The 19281-nt window shown below is 68.6% G+C and carries 19 protein-coding genes; 1 reads left to right on the top strand and 18 read right to left on the bottom strand.

Annotation, left to right across the window (positions count from 1 at the left end):
- Positions 1 to 119 precede the first annotated feature (119 nt).
- The 17 genes from nuoN to JOE30_RS03225 all read right to left on the bottom strand — a co-directional run bounded on the left by nuoN (position 120) and on the right by JOE30_RS03225 (position 17547).
- Positions 120 to 1649, bottom strand: coding sequence for an NADH-quinone oxidoreductase subunit NuoN (nuoN, locus tag JOE30_RS03305; protein ID WP_204869379.1), 1530 nt, complete (start codon positions 1647 to 1649; stop codon positions 120 to 122).
- Positions 1646 to 3193 (bottom strand): NADH-quinone oxidoreductase subunit M, encoded by a 1548-nt coding sequence (locus JOE30_RS03300; RefSeq protein ID WP_204869378.1) that lies wholly within the window; start codon positions 3191 to 3193, stop codon positions 1646 to 1648. Before JOE30_RS03300 ends, nuoN begins: the two co-directional genes overlap by 4 nt.
- Positions 3190 to 5076 (bottom strand): NADH-quinone oxidoreductase subunit L, encoded by a 1887-nt coding sequence (nuoL, locus tag JOE30_RS03295; protein ID WP_204869377.1) that lies wholly within the window; start codon positions 5074 to 5076, stop codon positions 3190 to 3192. The genes JOE30_RS03300 and nuoL overlap by 4 nt, the downstream gene beginning before the upstream one ends.
- 1 nt (position 5077) lies before the next feature.
- Complete coding sequence (gene nuoK, locus JOE30_RS03290; protein ID WP_056440973.1) at positions 5078 to 5377, bottom strand: NADH-quinone oxidoreductase subunit NuoK; 300 nt, start codon at positions 5375 to 5377, stop codon at positions 5078 to 5080.
- Positions 5374 to 6072 carry an NADH-quinone oxidoreductase subunit J gene (locus JOE30_RS03285; RefSeq protein WP_204869376.1) on the bottom strand — a complete coding sequence of 233 codons (699 nt, stop codon included), beginning with the start codon at positions 6070 to 6072 and terminating at the stop codon, positions 5374 to 5376. The genes nuoK and JOE30_RS03285 overlap by 4 nt, the downstream gene beginning before the upstream one ends.
- A complete protein-coding gene (gene nuoI, locus JOE30_RS03280) occupies positions 6069 to 6623 on the bottom strand; it encodes an NADH-quinone oxidoreductase subunit NuoI (protein ID WP_239532469.1) in 555 nt (184 codons plus the stop codon). Before nuoI ends, JOE30_RS03285 begins: the two co-directional genes overlap by 4 nt.
- Positions 6616 to 7890, bottom strand: a complete 1275-nt coding sequence (gene nuoH, locus JOE30_RS03275) for an NADH-quinone oxidoreductase subunit NuoH (RefSeq protein ID WP_204869375.1) — start codon at positions 7888 to 7890, stop codon at positions 6616 to 6618. The genes nuoI and nuoH overlap by 8 nt, the downstream gene beginning before the upstream one ends.
- The gene (locus JOE30_RS03270) at positions 7887 to 10262 is read right to left on the bottom strand and encodes an NADH-quinone oxidoreductase subunit G (protein WP_204869374.1); all 2376 of its coding nucleotides are present in this window, start codon (positions 10260 to 10262) and stop codon (positions 7887 to 7889) included. The genes nuoH and JOE30_RS03270 overlap by 4 nt, the downstream gene beginning before the upstream one ends.
- Positions 10259 to 11575 (bottom strand): NADH-quinone oxidoreductase subunit NuoF, encoded by a 1317-nt coding sequence (nuoF, locus tag JOE30_RS03265; RefSeq protein ID WP_204869373.1) that lies wholly within the window; start codon positions 11573 to 11575, stop codon positions 10259 to 10261. The genes JOE30_RS03270 and nuoF overlap by 4 nt, the downstream gene beginning before the upstream one ends.
- Positions 11572 to 12420 (bottom strand): NADH-quinone oxidoreductase subunit NuoE, encoded by an 849-nt coding sequence (nuoE, locus tag JOE30_RS03260; protein ID WP_204869372.1) that lies wholly within the window; start codon positions 12418 to 12420, stop codon positions 11572 to 11574. Before nuoE ends, nuoF begins: the two co-directional genes overlap by 4 nt.
- Complete coding sequence (gene nuoD / locus JOE30_RS03255) at positions 12417 to 13727, bottom strand: NADH dehydrogenase (quinone) subunit D (RefSeq protein ID WP_204869371.1); 1311 nt, start codon at positions 13725 to 13727, stop codon at positions 12417 to 12419. Before nuoD ends, nuoE begins: the two co-directional genes overlap by 4 nt.
- On the bottom strand, positions 13727 to 14374 hold the full coding sequence (locus tag JOE30_RS03250; RefSeq protein WP_204869370.1) for an NADH-quinone oxidoreductase subunit C: 648 nt from the start codon (positions 14372 to 14374) through the stop codon (positions 13727 to 13729). Before JOE30_RS03250 ends, nuoD begins: the two co-directional genes overlap by 1 nt.
- On the bottom strand, positions 14371 to 14925 hold the full coding sequence (locus tag JOE30_RS03245; RefSeq protein WP_027506037.1) for an NADH-quinone oxidoreductase subunit B family protein: 555 nt from the start codon (positions 14923 to 14925) through the stop codon (positions 14371 to 14373). Before JOE30_RS03245 ends, JOE30_RS03250 begins: the two co-directional genes overlap by 4 nt.
- Before the next feature lie 27 nt (positions 14926 to 14952).
- Entirely contained in the window at positions 14953 to 15312 is a 360-nt protein-coding gene (locus JOE30_RS03240) for an NADH-quinone oxidoreductase subunit A (protein ID WP_027506038.1), read from the bottom strand.
- A 178-nt stretch (positions 15313 to 15490) separates the two neighbouring features.
- A complete protein-coding gene (locus JOE30_RS03235; RefSeq protein WP_204869369.1) occupies positions 15491 to 15883 on the bottom strand; it encodes a response regulator transcription factor in 393 nt (130 codons plus the stop codon).
- Between the two features lie 87 nt (positions 15884 to 15970).
- On the bottom strand, positions 15971 to 16600 hold the full coding sequence (locus tag JOE30_RS03230; RefSeq protein WP_027506040.1) for an MSMEG_1061 family FMN-dependent PPOX-type flavoprotein: 630 nt from the start codon (positions 16598 to 16600) through the stop codon (positions 15971 to 15973).
- Positions 16597 to 17547: a ring-cleaving dioxygenase gene (locus tag JOE30_RS03225; RefSeq protein WP_204869368.1), complete on the bottom strand. Its 951-nt coding sequence runs from the start codon at positions 17545 to 17547 to the stop codon at positions 16597 to 16599. The genes JOE30_RS03230 and JOE30_RS03225 overlap by 4 nt, the downstream gene beginning before the upstream one ends.
- Before the next feature lie 48 nt (positions 17548 to 17595).
- On the opposite strand from JOE30_RS03225, the gene JOE30_RS03220 reads away from it, so the two are divergent.
- A complete protein-coding gene (locus JOE30_RS03220; protein ID WP_204869367.1) occupies positions 17596 to 18510 on the top strand; it encodes a DUF5996 family protein in 915 nt (304 codons plus the stop codon).
- Here JOE30_RS03220 and JOE30_RS03215 read toward each other — a convergent pair.
- On the bottom strand, positions 18486 to 19280 hold the full coding sequence (locus JOE30_RS03215; protein ID WP_204869366.1) for an SDR family NAD(P)-dependent oxidoreductase: 795 nt from the start codon (positions 19278 to 19280) through the stop codon (positions 18486 to 18488). The genes JOE30_RS03220 and JOE30_RS03215 overlap by 25 nt on opposite strands.
- Between the last annotated feature and the right edge of the window lies 1 nt (position 19281).

Below are 19281 nucleotides of genomic sequence, written 5' to 3'. Positions count from 1 at the left end.
GTACATACTGTCGCGATTCCGCGCCGGTTCACGACACTTCGGACGTACTCGCCGGGGGCGGGCTCGCCGGGAGCGGGCGCCGGGAGCGGGCGGGCCGGGAGCGGGCGGGGCAGGAGGGGTCAGGCAATGGCAGCCGCAGCCCGCTCGGCGAGGTCGAGCAGCGGTTGCGGGAAGACCCCGAGCACCACGGTGGCGACGACCGAGACGGCGACGGCCACGGTCGCGCCCGTTCCGTGGGTGATCGTCGCCGAGGGTCCCTCCGGTTCGGTGAAGAACAGCACCACGATGACGCGGATGTAGAACGACGCGGCGATGGCGCTGCTGACGACGCCGACGATCACCAAGGCGGCACCGCCGTCCTCGAGCGCGGCCTGGAAGACGGCGAACTTGCTCGTGAAGCCGCTCGTCAACGGGATGCCCGCGAAGGCGAGCAGGAACAGCGCGAAGGCCGCTGCGGTCAGGGGCGATGATCGTCCGAGGCCCGCCCACCGGGACAGTTCGGTGACCTCGCCGCCCTGATCCCGTACGAGGGACACCACGGCGAAGGCGCCGAGTGTGCTGAAGGCGTAGGCGGCGAGGTAGAACAGCGTGGCGGACACCCCGGCAGCTCCCGCGGAGACACCCGTGAGGATGAAGCCCGCGTGGGCGATCGACGAGTACGCCAGCATGCGCGTGACGTCGGTCTGAGTCACCGCGATCACGGCTCCGACGAGCATGGTGACGATGGCGACGGCCCACAGCATCGGCCGCCACGCGTCCTGGAGATCGGGCACGCCCACGACGAGAATGCGCAGCAGCGCGCCGAACGCCGCCACCTTCGTGGCCGACGCCATGAACGCGGTCACGGGAGTGGGTGCGCCCTGGTACACGTCGGGAATCCACGAATGGAACGGCACCGCACCAACTTTGAACAGCAGGCCGACGGCCACGAGCCCGACCCCCAGTACGCCGAGAATCTGGTCTCCGTCGGCCGCATCGGCGATGTCGTCGAGTCGGACGCTGCCCGCGTAGCCGTAGAGCAGCGCCGTGCCGAACAGGAAGAAGGCCGACGAGAACGCCCCGAGGAGAAAGTACTTGAGCGACGCCTCCTGGGACAGCAGACGACGACGGCGTGCGAGACCGCACAGCAGGTACAGCGGGAGCGAGAGCACCTCGAGCGCGACGAACATGCTCAGCAGATCGTTCGAGGCGGGCAACACCATCATGCCGCCGACTGCGAACAAGGTGAGCGGGTAGATCTCCGTCCGCGTGACCCGTGCGGTGACGGCACGGGCTTCGGCGACCGTGCCCGGCACCGTCGATGCGGCGGGCGTGAAGGCGTCGACCGCAGCCACTTCGGGATGGTCGGACGAGCGATGCGCCATCAGTGCCACCGACGCTGCGGACACGGCGACGATGACCCCCTGCAGGAACAGTGTGGGCCCGTCCACGGCCACCGACCCCACCGCAGCGACGGTGCTGGTTCCGGCCAGCGCGACGACGGCGACGAACGCTGCCGCGAGTGCGCCGAGGGCGAGCACGAGATGGGTGACGCGGCGCCGATCGGCGGGAACGAACGCCTCGACGAGGACGCCGATCACCGCGGCCGCCAACACGATGATCATGGGCGACAGGAGGCTGTACTCGAGGGACGGGGTGTCGATGGTCATGGTGCGGCCACTCCTGTCTCGAGTTGCTCGACCGACGTGCGTTCGACGGCCGGCGTGAGGACGTCCAGCGCGGGTCTCGGGTACACGCCGAGGGTGATGACGAGCACGAGAAGCGGAGCGACGACGGCGATCTCGCGCGGCACCAGATCGCGGATCCGTTCCGAGCCGACGGCGACGGGCCCGGTCATCACCCGTTGATACAGCCACAGCACGTAGATCGCCGAGAGCACCAGTGCCGACGCCGCGATCACCGCCGCGACGCCGTAGCGCGGGAAGGTCCCGACGAGTACCAGGAACTCGCTGACGAACGGTGCGAGTCCGGGAAGCGACAGCGTGGCCAGTCCGGCGACGAGGAACGTGCCGGCGAGCACCGGTGCCACCTTCTGCACACCCCCGTGGTCGGCGATGAGCGCGCTCCCGCGCCGGGTGACGAGGAACCCTGCGACGAGGAACAGTGCGGCCGTGGCGATCCCGTGATTCACCATGTAGAGCGCGGACCCGGCCTGCGACTGGCTCGTCATGGCGAAGATGCCGAGGATGATGAAACCGAAGTGCGAGATGGAGGTGTACGCGATGAGGCGCATGATGTCGGTCGCGCCGATCGCCAGCACCGCGCCGTAGACGATTCCGACGACGGCGAGCGTGATCACCATCGGCGCGAAGGTCGCCGACGACTCCGGGAACAGCTGCAGGCAGTACCGCAGCATCCCGAAGGTGCCCACCTTGTCGACGACGGCCATCATCAGCACCGCGGTGGCCGGGGTGCTCTCGGTCGCCGCGCCGGGCAACCAGGTGTGCAGCGGCCACAGCGGCGCCTTGACGGCGAACGCCACGAGGAAGCCCAGGAACAACGCGTTCAGCACGCCGGGCGAGGCGCCGAGTTCGCCGGCCGCCGCGGCGTCCGCGACGGCGCGTAGGTCGAACGTGCCCGCCGAGAAGGGACTCGCGTCGGACGCGGTGACGACGTACAGGCCGATGACGGCCGCCAGCATGACCAGCCCGCCCGCGAGGTTGTAGAGCAGGAACGTCACCGCGGCGGAACGCGCTCGTCCGGCATCACGGCCGAAGCCGCCGATGAGGAAGTACATCGGCACGAGCATGGCCTCGAAGAAGAGGTAGAACAGCAGGATGTCGAGGGAGACGAACGAGACCATGACCATCGACTCGACGACGAGGATCAACGCGACATACGTGTGGGTGCGGCGGGAGCGGGGCGCGGACGGGGTGTCGTTCCACCCGGCCAGCAGGAGGATCGGGACCAGGACCGCGGTCAGCAGTACGAGAGTCAGTGCGATGCCGTCGATCCCGAGTGTGTAGCCCGCACCGAAGCTCGGGATCCACGCGTGCTCCTCCACGAACTGGTATCCCGGCGCACCCGGCTCGAATCCGATCGCACACAGCACGGCGAGAAGCAGCACGATGCACGATGTCGCGAGTCCCACCGCGCGGGCGGCCGGGGAACGGCGGGGCGGCACGGCGATCACTGCCAGCGCTCCGATCAGCGGCACGAGCCAGAGCGCGGTCAGCACGGGAAGGTCGGTCATCGCGTCACTCCCAGTGCCACGGTCAGGGCGACGACCACCAGGACGGCCCCGGCGAACATCGAGAGGGCGTACGACCGGACGAACCCGTTCTGCCACCGGCGTAGTCGCGTGGACGACACCCGGACCGCGGTGGCGACGGCACGCACCACGCCCTCGATGCCGGCGCGGTCGGCGGTGACCACCGCGGCCGTCGCTCGCTGACCCGGCCGCATGAAGACGGCCTCGTTCACCGCGTCCCCGTACAGGTCTCGGCGGGCGGCCGCGGTGAGGACCGACCCCGTGGGTGCGGTCACCGGGATCGCCGATCGGCCGTACATGCGCACGGCCACGCCCACTCCCGAGGCGACGGTCACCAGCACCACGAGGGTGACGGCCCATACGGGTACGAGATGTGCGGGTTCGTGTTCACCGACGACCGGGGCGAGCCATCCCTCCAGCCGGGTGCCGATCGCGAAAAGCGCACCGGCACCGACGGATCCGACGGCCAGCACGATCATCGGGCCGGTCATGCTCGCGGGCGCTTCGTGCGGGTGGACTCCGCTCCGCCAGCGCCGCTCGCCGAAGAACGTGAGGATCATGACCCGCGTCATGTAGAAGGCGGTCAGTCCCGCGCCGACCAGGGTGGCCGCGCCGAGCGCCGCACCCTTCACACCGCCGGCGTCGATCGCGGCCTCGATGATGCCGTCCTTCGAGAAGAAGCCCGAGAACGGTGGGACACCGATGATGGCGAGGTAGGCCAGCCCGAACGTGACGTAGGTGATCGGCAGGACGGTGCGCAGTCCGCCGTACCGCCGCATGTCGGTCTCGTCGTTCGTCGCGTGCATCACGGACCCGGCGCCGAGGAACAGGCCGGCCTTGAAGAATCCGTGCGTGAGCAGGTGCAGGATCGCGACGGCGTAGCCGGCGGGGCCGAGTCCCGCGGCGAGAACCATGTAGCCGATCTGGCTCATCGTCGATGCGGCCAAGGCCTTCTTGATGTCGTCCTTCGCGCAGCCGATGACGGCTCCGAAGAGCAGCGTCACGGCGCCGACCAGCACGACGACGTTCTGGGCCGCCGGGGACGCCTCGAAGACGGGCCCGGACCGGACGATGAGGTACACACCGGCAGTGACCATCGTCGCGGCGTGGATGAGCGCCGAGACGGGCGTCGGACCCTCCATCGCGTCTCCCAGCCACGACTGCAGTGGCACCTGCGCCGACTTGCCGCACGCGGCGAGCAGGAGCACGAGTCCGAGGGCGGTCGCGGTGCCACCGCCCATGCCGTCGACCCCGGCGAACACGTCGTCGTACGAGACGGATCCGACGGACGAGATCATGATCATCAGCGCGACGGCCAGTCCGATGTCGCCGACACGATTGACGACGAACGCCTTGCGCGCGGCAGAGGCGGCCGACGGCCGAGTCGACCAGAACCCGATCAACAGGTACGACGCGAGGCCCACGCCCTCCCATCCGACGTACAGGCCGAGGAAGTTGTCGGCCATGACCAGGAGCAGCATGGCGGCCACGAACAGGTTGAGGTACGCGAAGAAGCGGCGGCGCGCGGGATCGTCCCGCATGTACCCGATCGAGTACACGTGGATCAGAGTTCCGACGCCGGTGATGAGCAGGACGAAGCACACCGACAGTTGGTCGAGGCGGAGACCGAACTCGATCTGCAGCGACTCGACCGGAACGTAGGTGAAGACCGTCTGCGAGAGCGCGCGGTCCTCCTCCGCCCGTCCGGCCATGTCGACGAAGGCGGCGACGGCCAGCGCGAACGACGCGAGCATCGCCGCGCAGGCGAGCAGATGGCCCCACGCATCGCCCCGGCGTCCACCCAGCAGCAGTACGACGGCTCCGGCGAGGGGAATGAGCGGCAGCAGAACCAGAGTCGTCGCCATGTCAGTACTTCAACAGACTGTCGTCGTCGACCGAGACCGATCGACGGGAGCGGAAGATCGCCATGATGACGGCCAGGCCCACCACCACCTCGGCGGCGGCGACGACCATCGTGAAGAACGCGAAGACCTGGCCGTCCAGGCCGCCGTGCATCCGCGAGAACGTCACGAAGGCCAGGTTCGCGGCGTTGAGCATCAGCTCGATGCACATGAAGACGACGATGGCGTTGCGGCGCAGCAGGACACCGGCGGCACCGATGGTGAACAGGGCCGCGGACAGGTACAGGTAGTACTCCGGGTTCATCGGCTCGGCCCGTCGCGGAACTGCCGACTGACCGACGACTCGGCGTCGCTGCCGTCGGGGAGACGAGCGGGCCGGTCCACACCGTTGTGGCGTGCGTAGACACCCGGGCTCGGCAACGGTGTCACTCGGTCTCCGAAGCGGAACCTGTCCTGCGACAACTCCTTCTGAGTTCTGGTGCGGCCGATGGCGTCCCGGTGGGTCAGCACCATGGCACCGATCGTGGCGGTGATGAGAAGCGCTCCGGTGAGTTCGAAGGCCCACACATAGCGCACGAACACCAGCTCGGCGAGCCCCTCGACGTTCGCCGGCGACTGCGCGGTGAAACCGCGGAAGTCGCTCAGCGCGGCGTTGCCGAGCCCCCCGATCAGCAGGACACCGAAACCGAGACCCACGATTATTGCCGCGATGCGTTGTCCCCGTAGCGATTCGACGAGCGAGTCGGACGAGTCCACTCCCACGAGCATGAGCACGAAGAGGAAGAGCATCATCACGGCGCCGGTGTAGACCACGATCTGGACGACACCGAGGAAGACGGCACCCTGGACGATGTAGAAGATCGCGAGCACCACCATCGTCGATGCCAGGAACAGCGCCGAGTACACGGCTTTCGCCGACGCCACGACGCCCAGCGCGCCGATGAGAGCGAGCGGGGCGAGGATCCAGAAAGCGATGGCCTCGGAGGTCGAGACGATCATCGGTCCGCCTCCCGCCGGGTGGTGACGGCCCCGCGGTAGTAGTCCTCGTCGGTGGCGCCGTCGGCCATGGCGTGCGGGGGCGCGTCCATCCCCTCGGCGAGCGAGGCCAACAGATCGGTCTTCTCGTAGATCAGATCGGCGCGGTTGTCGTCGGCCATCTCGTACTCGTTGGTCATGGTCAGGGCGCGGGTGGGGCACGCCTCGATGCACAGGCCGCAGCCGATGCACCGCAGGTAGTTGATCTGGTAGACGCGCCCGTACCGTTCACCGGGCGAGTACCGCTCGGTCTCCGTGTTGTCCGCACCCTCGACGTAGATGGCGTCGGCGGGGCACGCCCATGCGCACAGTTCGCAGCCGATGCACTTCTCCAGGCCGTCCGCGTAGCGATTGAGCTGGTGACGGCCGTGGTACCGCGTCGCCGTCGGCACCTTCTCCTCCGGATACGACTCCGTCTCCGGCTTCTTGAACATGGTGGCGAACGTGACGCCGAAACCCTTGACAGGGCCGGGAAGACCGGGGGTCGGCCGCATGGAACGGGGTGCCTCAGGCATCGGTCGTCTCCTTCGCGATGGGTCGAGGGCTGGCCGGACCGGGTGAGCGGTCCGGCATCGGAGGCACGGGGAACCCGCCGGCCGAGGCATCGACCCCGTGCTGGTCCGCCGTCGTACCGGAGTGGGTCCGCTCCAGGCGACCACGGCGCAGCGTGCGGGCGAGCACGGCGATCAGGGCGGCGGTGTACAGCAGTGACACCACCACGGTGACCGGCCGGACGTGCGGGGAGTCGAGGAGGAGGACGCGCACGGCGGCGATGACCATGATCCACAGCAGCGCAGCGGGAATGAGCACCTTCCACCCGAAGTTCATGAACTGGTCGTAGCGCAGGCGCGGCAGGGTGCTGCGGAGCCAGACGAAGACGAACAGGAATCCCCACACCTTGATCGTGAACCAGAGCACGGGCCACCAGCCCTGATTCGCACCGTCCCACAGGCTGATCGGGAAGGGGGCGCGCCAGCCACCGAGGAACAGCGTGGTCGCGAGCGCCGAGACGGTGACCATGTTGACGTACTCCGCGAGCATGAACATCGCGAACCGGAGGGACGAGTACTCGGTGTGGAATCCACCGACCAGTTCGCCCTCGGCCTCGGGAAGGTCGAACGGAGCGCGGTTGGTCTCGCCCACCATGGACGTCACGTACACGAGGAACGACGGCAGCAGCATCACGACGAACCACAGGCGCTCCTGCGAGGCGACGATGCCGGACGTCGACATGGTGCCCGCGTAGAGGAACACCGCCGCGAAGCTCAGCCCCATGGCCACCTCGTAGGAGATCACCTGTGCGGTCGAGCGAAGCGCTCCCAGAAGCGGATACGTGGAACCGGACGACCACCCGGCCAGGACGATGCCGTACACACCGATCGAGGTCACCGCCAGGATGTAGAGCACCGCGACGGGCATGTCGGTGAGCTGGAGCGGCGTGATGTGCCCGAACACGGACACGGTGGGGCCGAACGGGATGACGGCGAACGCCATGAAGGCGGGGACGACCGAGATGATCGGTGCCAGCAGGTAGATCGGACGGTCCACGCCCTTCGGGACGATCCCCTCCTTCAGGGCGAGCTTCACACCGTCGGCGAGGCTCTGCAGGATGCCCCAGGGCCCGACCCTGTTGGGGCCGATGCGCATCTGCATCCAGGCCATGACCTTGCGCTCGGCGTAGATCGCGATCAGCGGTGTCAGCACGAGGAAGCCGAAGACGGCGAGCGCCTTGGCGACGACCAGCCACAGTGGGTCGATCCCGAAGACGGAGAGGTCGGTCATGACGGTGCTCCTGCCGAGAGACGAACGACGGCACCGGGCGCGACGCGGAGGGTCGCACTCACTCGGGACGGTGCCGAGTTCCACGGCAGCCACACCACGTGGTCCGGCATCGCGGTGACGCGGAGCGGCAGCGTGATCGACCCGGAGTCGGTGGAGACGGTCAGGGGCTCACCGTCGGACACCTCGGCGTCGGCGGCGGTCGCGGGCGACAGCCGGGCGACGGGGCTCCGCGCCGTGCCGGCGAGATCGGTCTCCCCGTCCTGCATCCGTCCGGCATCGAGCAGCATCCGCCAGCCGGCGAGTACGGCGGTGCCTGCGCCGAGGGCGGTCGGTGACGCGCTGCCGCGGTCTCGGACATCGGGTGATCCGGGTGCCGACCCGGCCGCGTCGAGTTCGCGGCGTGCCGCGTCGGCGTCCGGCAGTCCGAGGCGGTGACCCATCTCGGTGGCGATCGCGTCGAGGACCCGCAGGTCGGCCATCATGGACGGCGTCGGGAGTGCTGCTCCGAACGTGCGCCGGCGGCCCTCCCAGGTGGTGAACGAGCCGACCTTCTGCGCGACGGCGGCGACCGGGAACACGACGTCGGCCCGGTCGGTCACCTCGCTGCTGCGCAGGTCCAGGGCGATGACGAAGGGGGCTCTGTCGAGCGCGGCGCGGGCCGCGTCGGGATCGGGGAGATCGTCGAGTTCGACACCGGCCACGACGAGCGCGCGAAGGTCGGCGCCGAGGATGCCGACCGTGTCTCGGCCCGGTGTCGCCGGCAGATCGTCGACACCCCACGCCGCGGCCACCGCGTGCCGAGCCGCGGAGTCGTCCACCCGGCGACCACCGTGCAGGAGGGTGGGGAACGCACCCGAGTCGAGGGCGCCGCGGTCGCCGGCACGGCGGGGGATCCATGCGACGCGGGCGCCGGTGGTGTCGGCGGTGCGCGCGACCGCGGCGAGGGTGCCGGGGCTCGACGCCGCGCGCTCGCCGACGAGGATGACCGCGCCCGGCACGCGCAGCTGCTCGAGCACGTCCGGGTCCGCCAGCCCCGCCGCCTCCGTCCCCGGCACCGTGGGACGCACGTCGGCTCTCAGCTTCGTGGTGCCGGGCGACGCGAAGGGCGCCAGTGTCAGTACGCGAGTGTGTCCCCCGCGCACTGCCTTCCGCAGGCGGAGGAAGACGATGGGGCTCTCCTCCTCCGGTTCGAAGGACACGAGGACGACGGTCGGTGCTGCCTCGAGTGCGGCGTACGTGACGTCGATTCCGCGGCCGGCCACGCGAGCGGCCAGGAAGTCGGTCTCCTCCTCGGACGTCGGGCGGGCTCGGAAGTCGATGTCGTTCGTGCCGAGAGCGATCCGCGCGAACTTGCTGTAGGCGTATGCGTCCTCGACGGTGAGACGGCCACCGGTGAGCACCCCGGCGTGTCCGCGGGCCGCCGTCAGGCCGCGAGCGGCCACCGCCAGCGCCTCCGACCACGATGCGGGCTCGAGGGTGGCTCCGCGTCGGACCAGTGGGGTGTCGAGGCGATCGGGCAGCGTGCCGTACGCGAATGCCCAGCGGCCCTTGTCGCAGTTCCATTCCTCGTTGACCTCGGGATCGTCGCCGGCCAACCGACGCAACACCTTTCCGCGGCGATGGTCCGTACGCTGGGCGCACCCACTGGCACAGTGTTCGCAGACGCTGGGAGTGGACACGAGGTCGAAGGGCCGCGCCCGGAATCGGTAGGCGGTGTTGGTGAGTGCCCCCACCGGGCAGATCTGCACGGTGTTGCCGGAGAAGTACGACTCGAACGGCTCGGCGCCGTAGATGCCGACCTGTTGCAGTGCACCGCGTTCGAGCAGATCGATGAACGGGTCGCCGGCGATCTGCTCGGAGAAGCGTGTGCACCGGGCGCAGAGGACGCACCGCTCCCGGTCCAGCAGCACCTCGGTCGACAGGGGGATCGGCTTGGGATACGTACGTTTGGTCTCCGTGAACCGCGACTCGGTACGGCCGGTGGACATGGCCTGGTTCTGCAGCGGGCACTCGCCACCCTTGTCGCACACCGGGCAGTCCAGCGGATGGTTGATCAGCAGCAGTTCCATCACTCCGCGCTGCGCCTTCTCGGCGATCTCCGAGCTGTGCTGCGTCCGGATCACCATGCCGTCGGACACCGTGGTGGTGCACGACGCCAGGGGCTTGCGTTGACCCTCGACGTCGACCAGGCACTGCCGGCACGCGCCGACCGGGTCGAGCAACGGGTGGTCGCAGAACCGCGGGATCTGCACACCGAGCATCTCGGCCGCCCGGATCACCAGGGTGCCTTTAGGGACCGACATCGGGACGCCGTCGAGGGTGATGTCCACCGTCGTGTCGGCGCGCGCGCCGTCGTTCTGCACCGCGGTCATGTCAGTTGTCCTGCCATCAGGGTGGAGAGGTGCGGATCGAAGGGGCATCCACCGTGCTCCACGTGCGCCACGTACTCGTCCCGGAAGTGGGCGATCGACGAGACGATGGGGCTGGCCGCACCGTCCCCCAACGCGCAGAACGACTTTCCCAGGATGCTGTCGGCGACGTCGAGCAGCTTCTGCAGGTCACCCTCCGATCCGGTGCCGTTCTCGAGGCGCGCGAGTATCTGCACCAGCCAGTAGGTTCCCTCGCGGCACGGGGTGCATTTCCCGCACGATTCGTGCGCGTAGAACTCGCTCCAGCGACGGACCGCGCGGACCACGCACGTCGTCTCGTCGAAGATCTGGAGTGCTTTCGTGCCGAGCATCGATCCCGCGGCACTCACGCCCTCGTAGTCCAGCGGGACGTCGAGGTGCTCGGCCGTGAAGATCGGGGTGGAGGATCCGCCCGGTGTCCAGAACTTCAGCGTGTGCCCGGCGCGCACACCGCCCGCGTGCTCGAGCAACTCGCGCAACGTGATACCGAGCGGCGCCTCGTACTGTCCGGGGTGGGTGACGTGGCCGGAGAGGGAGTACAGCGTGAAGCCGGGTGACTTCTCGTTGCCCATCGAGCGGAACCACTGCGTTCCGCGCGCCAGGACCGTCGGCACACTCGCGATGGACTCGACGTTGTTGACGACGGTAGGGCTCGCGTAGAGGCCTGCCACGGCGGGGAACGGTGGCCGCAGCCGGGGTTGGCCGCGACGCCCCTCGAGCGAGTCGAGCAGCGCGGTCTCCTCGCCGCAGATGTAGGCGCCCGCCCCCGCGTGGACGACGAGTTCCAGATCGAACCCGGAGCCCTGGATGTCCGTGCCCAGATACCCCGCGGCGTAGGCCTCGGCGACCGCGGCCTGCAGCCGCCGCAGCACCGGCACCACCTCACCGCGGAGGTAGACGAAGGCGTGCGACGAGCGGATGGCGTACGCCGCGATGACGATCCCCTCGACCAGCGCGTGTGGTGTGGCCATCAGCAGCGGCATGTCCTTGCACGTGCCCGGCTCGGACTCGTCGGCGTTCACCACGAGGTAGTGCGGCACGCTCTGGTCCGCGGGTGTCGGGCCGTCCTGGGGGATGAAGCTCCACTTCGTGCCGGTGGGGAAGCCGGCGCCGCCGCGGCCACGCAGGCCGGAGTCCTTGACCGTGCCGATGACCTCGTCGGGTGTCATCGCCAGGGCTGCGGCGAGACCGTCGTATCCGCCGTGGCGGCGGTAGGTGTCCAGAGTCCAGGACTCGGGCTCGTCCCAGTAGCGGCTCAGAACCGGGGTGAGCGTCACGGCCGGGCCTCCTTCGCTGCAGCGCCGTCGGTGTGCGGCACGTCGGCGGAGGGTGCGGGGGCAGGCTTGTCCGGGGTGGAGTCCGTCGGCGGCTCGGCTGTCGCCGCCGCGTCGGGTTCCGCGTGATCGGGGGCGCGCATGCCCTTCTCCCGCGCGACACGCAGGCCTGCCAGCGTCGCCTCGCCGGCGGTCGGGGCGTCGAGCGCGCCGGGTCGGGTGTCGGGAAAGCCCGCCAGGATGCGCGAGGTCTCGCGGAAGGTGCACAGCGTCGCACCGCGCGTCGGGGTGACCGGGCGCCCGGCGCGGAGTTCGTCGACCAGCGTGCGCGCCGACTCGGGCGTCTGGTTGTCGAAGAACTCCCAGTTCACCATCACCACCGGTGCGTAGTCGCAGGCGGCGTTGCACTCGATGTGTTCCAGGGTCACGGTGCCGTCCGTGACGCCGTCGAGGTGGTCGACGAGGGCCTCGTGGACGGCGTCCCCGCCCATCACGGCGCAGAGGGTGTTGGTGCACACGCCGACGAGGTAGTCGCCTGTCGGCTCGCGGCGGTACATCGAGTAGAACGTCGCCACTGCCGCGACCTCGGCACCCGTGAGGTCGAGTGTGTGCGAACAGAAGTCGATCGCAGCGGGGGTGAGGTACCCGTCCTCGGCCTGGAGCAGATGCAGGATCGGGATGATCGCGGACCGGGCCCGCGGGTAGCGGGCGACGATGGTGGCGGCGTCCGCCTCGAGGCGGGCCAGCACGTCCTCGGGGTAGGTACGCCGGGCGCCGGGTCGCACGAGTTGGACGCGTTCCTCCGGACGAGGTCCGAAGGGTATCGCCACCGGTTCCCGTGTGCTCATCTGTCCACCCCACCCATCACGGGATCGATGCTCGCCACGGACGCGATCACGTCGGACACCATGCCGCCCTCGCACATCGCCGCGACAGCCTGCAGATTGGTGAAGGACGGATCCCGGAAGTGCACCCGGTAGGGCCGGGACCCGCCGTCGGAGACCATGTGCACACCCAGCTCGCCGCGGGGCGACTCCACCGCGACGTACACCTGTCCCTCGGGCACGCGGATGCCCTCGGTGACGAGCTTGAAATGGTGGATCAGCGATTCCATCGATCCGTCCATGATCTTCTGCACGTGCTCGTGGGAATTGCCCAGTCCGTCGGGGCCCGAGACCAGGTCCGCCGGCCACGCGATCTTCCTGTCCGACACCATCACGGGCCCCGGCGCCAGTCGGTCGAGGCACTGTTCGACGATCTTCAGCGACTCGCTCATCTCGTCGACACGGATGAGATACCGGGCGTAGCAGTCACTCTCCTGCTCGGTGATCACGTCGAACTCGTAGGTCTCGTACCCGCAGTAGGGCTCTGCGCGACGGAGATCGTGAGGCAACCCCGTGGCACGCAGCACCGGACCGGTGATTCCGAGCGCCATGCACCCGGTGAGGTCGAGATACCCGATGCCGCGGGTGCGCCCCTTCCAGATGGGGTTGTCGTCCAGCATCGCGCTCATGTCGCGCAGGCGGATCGGCAACAGGTGCAGCAGGTCCCGGATCTTCGGCACGGTGTCGGCCGGCAGATCCATCGCCAGCCCGCCCGGCCGGACGAACGCGTGATTCATGCGCAGGCCCGTGATGGTCTCGAAGATGTCGAGGATCAGTTCACGTTCCCGGAATCCGAAGAGCATCGCGGTGACCGCGCCGAGTTCCATGCCGCCGGTGGCCAGGGCCACCAGGTGCGAGGAGATGCGGTTGAGCTCCATCAGCAACACCCGGATCACGGTCGCGCGTTCCGGCACGTCGTCGGTGATGCCGAGCAGCTTCTCCACGCCGAGGCAGTACGCCGTCTCGTTGAAGAAGGGTGACAGGTAGTCCATCCGCGTCACGTAGGTGACGCCCTGCGTCCAGTTCCGGTACTCGAGGTTCTTCTCGATACCGGTGTGCAGGTAGCCGATTCCGCACCGCGCCTCGGTGACGGTCTCCCCCTCGATCTCGAGGATGAGGCGGAGGACCCCGTGTGTCGAGGGGTGCTGCGGTCCCATGTTGACGACGATGCGCTCCTCACCGGCAGTGCCGGCCAGGTCGACGATCTCGTCCCAGTCCTGACCCGACGCGGTGTAGACGGTCGGCGTGGTGTGGTCCTTCTCGAGTGTCATCAGTTGTACGACCTGCGCTGATCGGGGGGCGCGATCCGCGCGCCCTTGAACTCCACCGGGATGCCGCCCAGCGGGTAGTCCTTGCGTTGCGGGTGCCCCACCCAGTCGTCGGGCATCTCGATGCGGGTCAGGGACGGGTGCCCGTCGAACTCGATACCGAAGAAGTCGTACGTCTCGCGCTCGTGCCAGTCGGTGGTGGGGTAGATGCCGCACAGCGACGGAATGTGCGGGTCGGACTCCGGCACAGACACTTCGAGACGCACCCGACGACCGTGCGTGATCGACTGCAGATGGTAGACGGCGTGCAGCTCGCGCCCGGTCTCGCCGGGCTGGTGGACACCACTGACGCCGAGACACAGTTCGAAGCGGAGTGCCTGGTCGTCGCGTAGCGCGGACGCGACAGCGGGCAGGTGCGTACGCGCGATGTGCAGAGTCAGCTCTCCGCGGTGGAGCACGGCACGCTCGACGGCGTCGTCCCAGCGTTCGCCCCGAGCCGCGAGCGCCGACTCCAGTGCGTCCGCCACGACGTCGTGGTTCCCACCGAACGGCCGACTCGCGTTGTCGTGTCGGGGTTTCGGCGGCGCCAGTCGGCCGTATCCCGACGTGTCGCCCGAACCGCGTACCCCGAACATGCCCCGCGCTCTCATCGGAGCAGCGTCTTCGCATCGATGACGGACGGGGAACTCAGCGCGGCCTTCTCGGTCTCGGCGATGGCCCTCTCGCGGTCGACACCCAGCGGCATCGCCTGGATCGACGCGTGCAACTGCAGGATGGCGTTGATCAGCATCTCGGGCCGCGGCGGACAGCCGGGCAGATAGATGTCGACCGGTACCACGTGGTCGACGCCCTGCACGATGGCGTAGTTGTTGAACATTCCTCCCGAGGACGCGCAGACACCCATCGCCAGAACCCATTTCGGCTCGGCCATCTGGTCGTACACCTGCCGGAGCACCGGCGCCATCTTCTGGCTCACCCGGCCTGCGACGATCATGAGATCGGCCTGGCGGGGCGAGGCGCGAAAGGCCTCCATACCGAATCGGGCGAGATCGAACCGGCCGGACGTCGTCGACATCATCTCGATCGCACAGCACGCCAGTCCGAAGGTCGCGGGCCACAGAGACCCCTTGCGGGCGAAGCCGGCGAGGCCTTCGACAGTGGTCAGCAGGAAGCCGCTCGGCAGCTTCTCTTCCAATCCCATGCGATCACTTCTTCCACGGCGAGTGGATCAGTCCCAGCTGAGACCTCCACGACGCCACTCGTATGCGTAGGCGACGGAAACGTTGACGATGAACAGGGCCATCGCGGCGAGACCGAACACACCCAGTGCCTCGAAGTGGACAGCCCACGGGTACAGGAACACGATCTCGATGTCGAAGATGATGAAAAGCATTGCGGTGAGGTAGAACTTGACCGGAAAACGACCGCCGCCGATGTGCTGCGGGGTGGGCTCGACACCACATTCGTACGCGTCGAGCTTGGCGCGGTTGTATCGCTTCGGTCCCACTTCCGATGCCACGAGGACCGAGAACAGCGCGAAGGCGACCGCGATCGCGCCGAGAACGAGGACCGGCACATATGCGTTCATGCCACTCGAACTCCTGCCCGTGTCGTGGGTTCCGACCGGAACCGCCCTACGCCTCGAGGTGATCTGTGCCACACAGTAGGACTTTTTCGTCGCGATGGGTCCGGTTTGGTGACTCGGGGTCACAATCGTCGCGAATCGGTGATCCGCCGGTGTTGCGGATCGGAGATCCGGCGGGGCCTCAGGCAGGGTTGCGGAGCAGTCCCACCACGGCGCGGCCGAGTTCGAGCGGGTCGATCGGGTGCGACACCGACGCGTCGGCACGCGACCACGTGGCCAACCACGCGTCGTCGGGGCGGCCGGTGAGCACGAGAAGTGGTGGACACGGGTCGATCTCGTCGCGCAGTTGCTTCGCGAGGCCCATCCCGCCGACGGGTGCGCTCTCGCCGTCGAGGATCACCAGATCGACACCGCCGCGGTCCAGGTGCTCGATCACGACGGGCGCCGTCGCCACGTCGAGATACTCGATCTCGGGCAGGTCTGGGTGTGGGCGGCGGCCCAGCGCCTGGTGGACGAGCGCGCGCGTGGAGGAGTGGCTGCTGTAGATCAGCACCGACAACGTTGCGTCCGCCACGGGTGGGACGTTACCCAGTGCGCTTCGCGCCCGTGCGCCTTTTGCGTATGCCTGGATGCGCAAAAGGCGCACAGGCGCGGAGCGCATCTACGACCGGTACAGCGACTCCTCGTATGCCGGCCCGTAGTACGCCCGCAGTTCCTCGAGCGATTCCGGCGAGTCGGGGATCAGCGTCTTGGAGATCTCGGCGACCGTCGGCAGCACCGACGGATTCCAGGTGTCCGGCTCCCAGAGCCGGGACCGCAGGAACGCCTTGGCGCAGTGATGGAAGACCTGCTCGATGTCGACGACGAGCGCGAGGATCGGGCGGTGCCCCTTGACCACGAGGTCGTCGAAGAACGGCGCGTCGGAGATCAGCCGTGCGCGGCCGTTGATGCGCAGCGTGTCCCCGCGTCCTGGGACCAGGAAGTCGAGCCCCACGAACGGGTTGCTCAACACGTTGCGGTACCCGTCCATCCGCTTGTTGCCGGGCCGCTCCGCCAGCGCGATGGTGGCGTCGTCGAGGACGTGTACCAGCGAGCCGGGCGGGTCTCCCTTCGGCGACACGTCGCACCGTCCGGTCTCGTCCGCCGTGGCCACCAGGCAGAACGGCGACGCCGCGAGGAAGTCGCGATCGAGAGGATGCAGCCGGGGGCGATCTTTGTGAGCGGCGCGGAAGCTCGGCGTGCCGAACATCGCCGTCAGCGTCTCGCCGTCGGTCACCTGTGTCCACGTCACGACGCGTCCTCCACCGGGAGTGCCGGAAGATTCTGCTCGATCTGTTCTCGCGTCGGCTCGAGCCACGGCGGCAGCTTCAGCGAGCGCCCGAGTTCGAGCAGTGGCTCGTCGACGTCGAAGCCCGGCGCCTCGGTCGCTATCTCGAACAGCACGCCGCCCGGCTCCCGGAAGTAGATCGACTGGAAGTACTGCCGGTCCAGGATCTCGGTGACGTGCGCTCCGCTGTCGATCAGCTCGGTGCGCCAGGCGGTGAGCGTCTCGTGGTCGGGCGCACGGAAGGCGACGTGATGGACGGTGCCGCCTGCCTGCAGACCACGGTCGCTGCGATCGGTGACGACGTCGACCAGCGCGCCCGCGCCGCCCGCGGCCATGGCGAAGCGCGCGCTCGCGGTACCGTCCGCGGCGACGGTCATGCTCATCCGGTCGGTGAGCAGCTCGGCTGTCGCGTCGAGTGTCGTCTCGGTGAGGGTGACCGAGTGCAGTCCGCGCACCGCGTGTTCGGTGGGTACCGACGCCACGCCGTCCCAGCCCGATCGGGTGTCCCCGTCGGAGGCGATCAGGTCGAGGACCATGCCGTCGTGGTCGTACAGGCGCAGGACCTCGTCGTCGCCGCGGGTCACCGGCGCCTCGACGCGCACGTTCAGCTCCCGGAGCCGGTCGTGCCAGAAGGACAGCGACGAGCCCGGAACGCTGAACGCCGTCGACGTCGCGAGACCGGTTCCCTGTCGTCCGCGCTCGACGTCCTTCCACGGGAAGAAGGTGATGAGCGACGACGGGTTGCCGCGGTGGTCCCCGTAGTACAGGTGGTAGGTGCCGGGGTCGTCGAAGTTGACGGTCTGCTTCACCAACCGCAGGCCGAGAACGCGCGTGTAGAACTCCACGTTCCGGCCGGGGTCCGACGCGATGGCGGTGACGTGGTGAAGACCGAGAGGAGCGAGAGTCGTCATGGGACCATCGTCCTCCGTGTGCGCCGATATCTCCGTGAAAGGGATGCAGTGACCGAAACGAACGATGCCTGGCCGGAACTCGTCGTGGACTCGTGGCAGGACACCCGCGACACCGTGCACATGTGGACGCAGATCGTCGGCAAGGTGCGCATGGCTCTGGCGCCACCGCTCAACCACTGGTGGGGAGTGACGTCTTACGTCGATGCGTCCGGACTCACCACCTCGCTCATGCCGTACCGCGACGGCGGAGTCGAGATCCGCTTCGACTTCCTCCGACACCGGTTGACCATCGAGACCACGTGGGGCGACGCACGCGAGATGGAGTTGCGGCCGCGCACGGTCGCGGACTTCCACGACGAGTTCTTCGCCCACCTCGAATCGCTCGGGGTCCACGTCTCGATCATGGGCTCCCCTGTCGAGGTCGACCCCGCCATCCCGTTCTCCGAGGACACCCTTCATGCCAGCTACGACGCCGAGGCGATGACGCGATACTGGCGCTCGCTGGTGTCGGCACATCGGGTGTTCTCCGCGTTCCGCGGCGGGTTCCGCGGGAAGTCCAGTCCGTCCCACTTCTTCTGGGGGGCCTTCGACCTGGCGGTCACCCGGTTCTCGGGTCGCCCTGCGGCGCAGCATCCGGGCGGGGTTCCCAACTGCCCCGACTGGGTGATGCACGAGGCCTACAACGAGGAGGTGTCGAGCGCGGGGTACTGGCCCGGCGGCGCGTCGGAGGGCATCTTCTACTCGTACGCCTACCCGCAACCCGACGGCTTCGACACCGCGGCCGTCGAGCCGGCGCAGGCGTACTTCGATCGCGATCTCGGCGAGTTCGTGCTCCCCTACTCGGCGGTGCGGGAGGCCGTGGACGGCGACGCCCTGCTGCGAGAGTTCCTCGAGAGCACTGCACGTATCGCCGCGGACCTCGCGGAGTGGCCCGACGGTCAGGGCAGGATCGAGTCCACGTAGCCGCCGTCGACGCGCAGTGCGCCGCCCGTGGTGGCCGACGCGAAAGATGAACTGAGGTAGACCACCATGTTGGCGATCTCCTCGGGCTCGATGAGTCGCTGGATCAGGCTCTGCGGGCGGTACTTCACCATGAACTCGTGCTGCGCCTCGTCCCACGGCAACTCGTCGCCCACCAGATCGCGGACGAAGGTCTCGACACCGCCCGTGTGCGTCGGTCCGGCGATGACGGAGTTGACGGTCACGCCCGAGCCGGCCGCCTCCTTCGCGAAGCCGCGCGACACCGCGAGCAGCGCGGTCTTGGACATGCCGTAGTGGATCATCTCGGCCGGAATCACGACGGCCGAGTCGCTGGCGATGGACAGGATCCGTCCCCAACCCCGGTCCTTCATGCCCGGGAGGTAGGCGCGGATCAGACGCACGGCGGCGAGGACGTTGACCTCGAAGTAGCGGCGCCACTCGTCGTCGTCGATCTCCAGAGCCGGTGTGGCGCCGAAGATTCCGAGATTGTTCACCAGGACGTCGACATCGGGGTGTGCCTGCACCAGGGCGTGTGTGCCGTCCTCCGTGCTGACGTCCGCCGGGGCCGCGACGACCGTCGCGTCGGGTACCTCCGCGGTGAGGCGGTCGAGTGCCGCACCGACGGACGTGTCGGACCGGCCGTTGATCAGCACGGTCGCTCCCGCTCGGGCGAGGCCGACGGCGATGGCGTAGCCGATGCCCTGCGTGGAACCCGTGACGAGCGCTGTCCGGCCGCTCAGATCGATCTGCATG

The sequence above is a fragment of the Rhodococcus sp. PvP016 genome (genome assembly GCF_017832185.1).
GTDB lineage: Bacteria > Actinomycetota > Actinomycetes > Mycobacteriales > Mycobacteriaceae > Rhodococcoides.
Note: the sequence above shows the minus strand (reverse complement) of the source record. Positions and strands in the feature narration are given on the sequence as shown.

Bases quoted from the DNA above. Each gene is read 5' to 3' on its own strand.
- nuoN (WP_204869379.1), bottom strand. From the start codon at position 1,649: ATGACCATCGACACCCCGTCCCTCGAGTACAGCCTCCTGTCGCCCATG.
- JOE30_RS03300 (WP_204869378.1), bottom strand. From the start codon at position 3,193: ATGACCGACCTTCCCGTGCTGACCGCGCTCTGGCTCGTGCCGCTGATC.
- nuoL (WP_204869377.1), bottom strand. From the start codon at position 5,076: ATGGCGACGACTCTGGTTCTGCTGCCGCTCATTCCCCTCGCCGGAGCC.
- nuoK (WP_056440973.1), bottom strand. From the start codon at position 5,377: ATGAACCCGGAGTACTACCTGTACCTGTCCGCGGCCCTGTTCACCATC.
- JOE30_RS03285 (WP_204869376.1), bottom strand. From the start codon at position 6,072: ATGATCGTCTCGACCTCCGAGGCCATCGCTTTCTGGATCCTCGCCCCG.
- nuoI (WP_239532469.1), bottom strand. From the start codon at position 6,623: ATGCCTGAGGCACCCCGTTCCATGCGGCCGACCCCCGGTCTTCCCGGC.
- nuoH (WP_204869375.1), bottom strand. From the start codon at position 7,890: ATGACCGACCTCTCCGTCTTCGGGATCGACCCACTGTGGCTGGTCGTC.
- JOE30_RS03270 (WP_204869374.1), bottom strand. From the start codon at position 10,262: ATGACCGCGGTGCAGAACGACGGCGCGCGCGCCGACACGACGGTGGAC.
- nuoE (WP_204869372.1), bottom strand. From the start codon at position 12,420: ATGAGCACACGGGAACCGGTGGCGATACCCTTCGGACCTCGTCCGGAG.
- nuoD (WP_204869371.1), bottom strand. From the start codon at position 13,727: ATGACACTCGAGAAGGACCACACCACGCCGACCGTCTACACCGCGTCG.
- JOE30_RS03250 (WP_204869370.1), bottom strand. From the start codon at position 14,374: ATGAGAGCGCGGGGCATGTTCGGGGTACGCGGTTCGGGCGACACGTCG.
- JOE30_RS03245 (WP_027506037.1), bottom strand. From the start codon at position 14,925: ATGGGATTGGAAGAGAAGCTGCCGAGCGGCTTCCTGCTGACCACTGTC.
- JOE30_RS03240 (WP_027506038.1), bottom strand. From the start codon at position 15,312: ATGAACGCATATGTGCCGGTCCTCGTTCTCGGCGCGATCGCGGTCGCC.
- JOE30_RS03225 (WP_204869368.1), bottom strand. From the start codon at position 17,547: ATGACGACTCTCGCTCCTCTCGGTCTTCACCACGTCACCGCCATCGCG.
- JOE30_RS03215 (WP_204869366.1), bottom strand. From the start codon at position 19,280: ATGCAGATCGATCTGAGCGGCCGGACAGCGCTCGTCACGGGTTCCACG.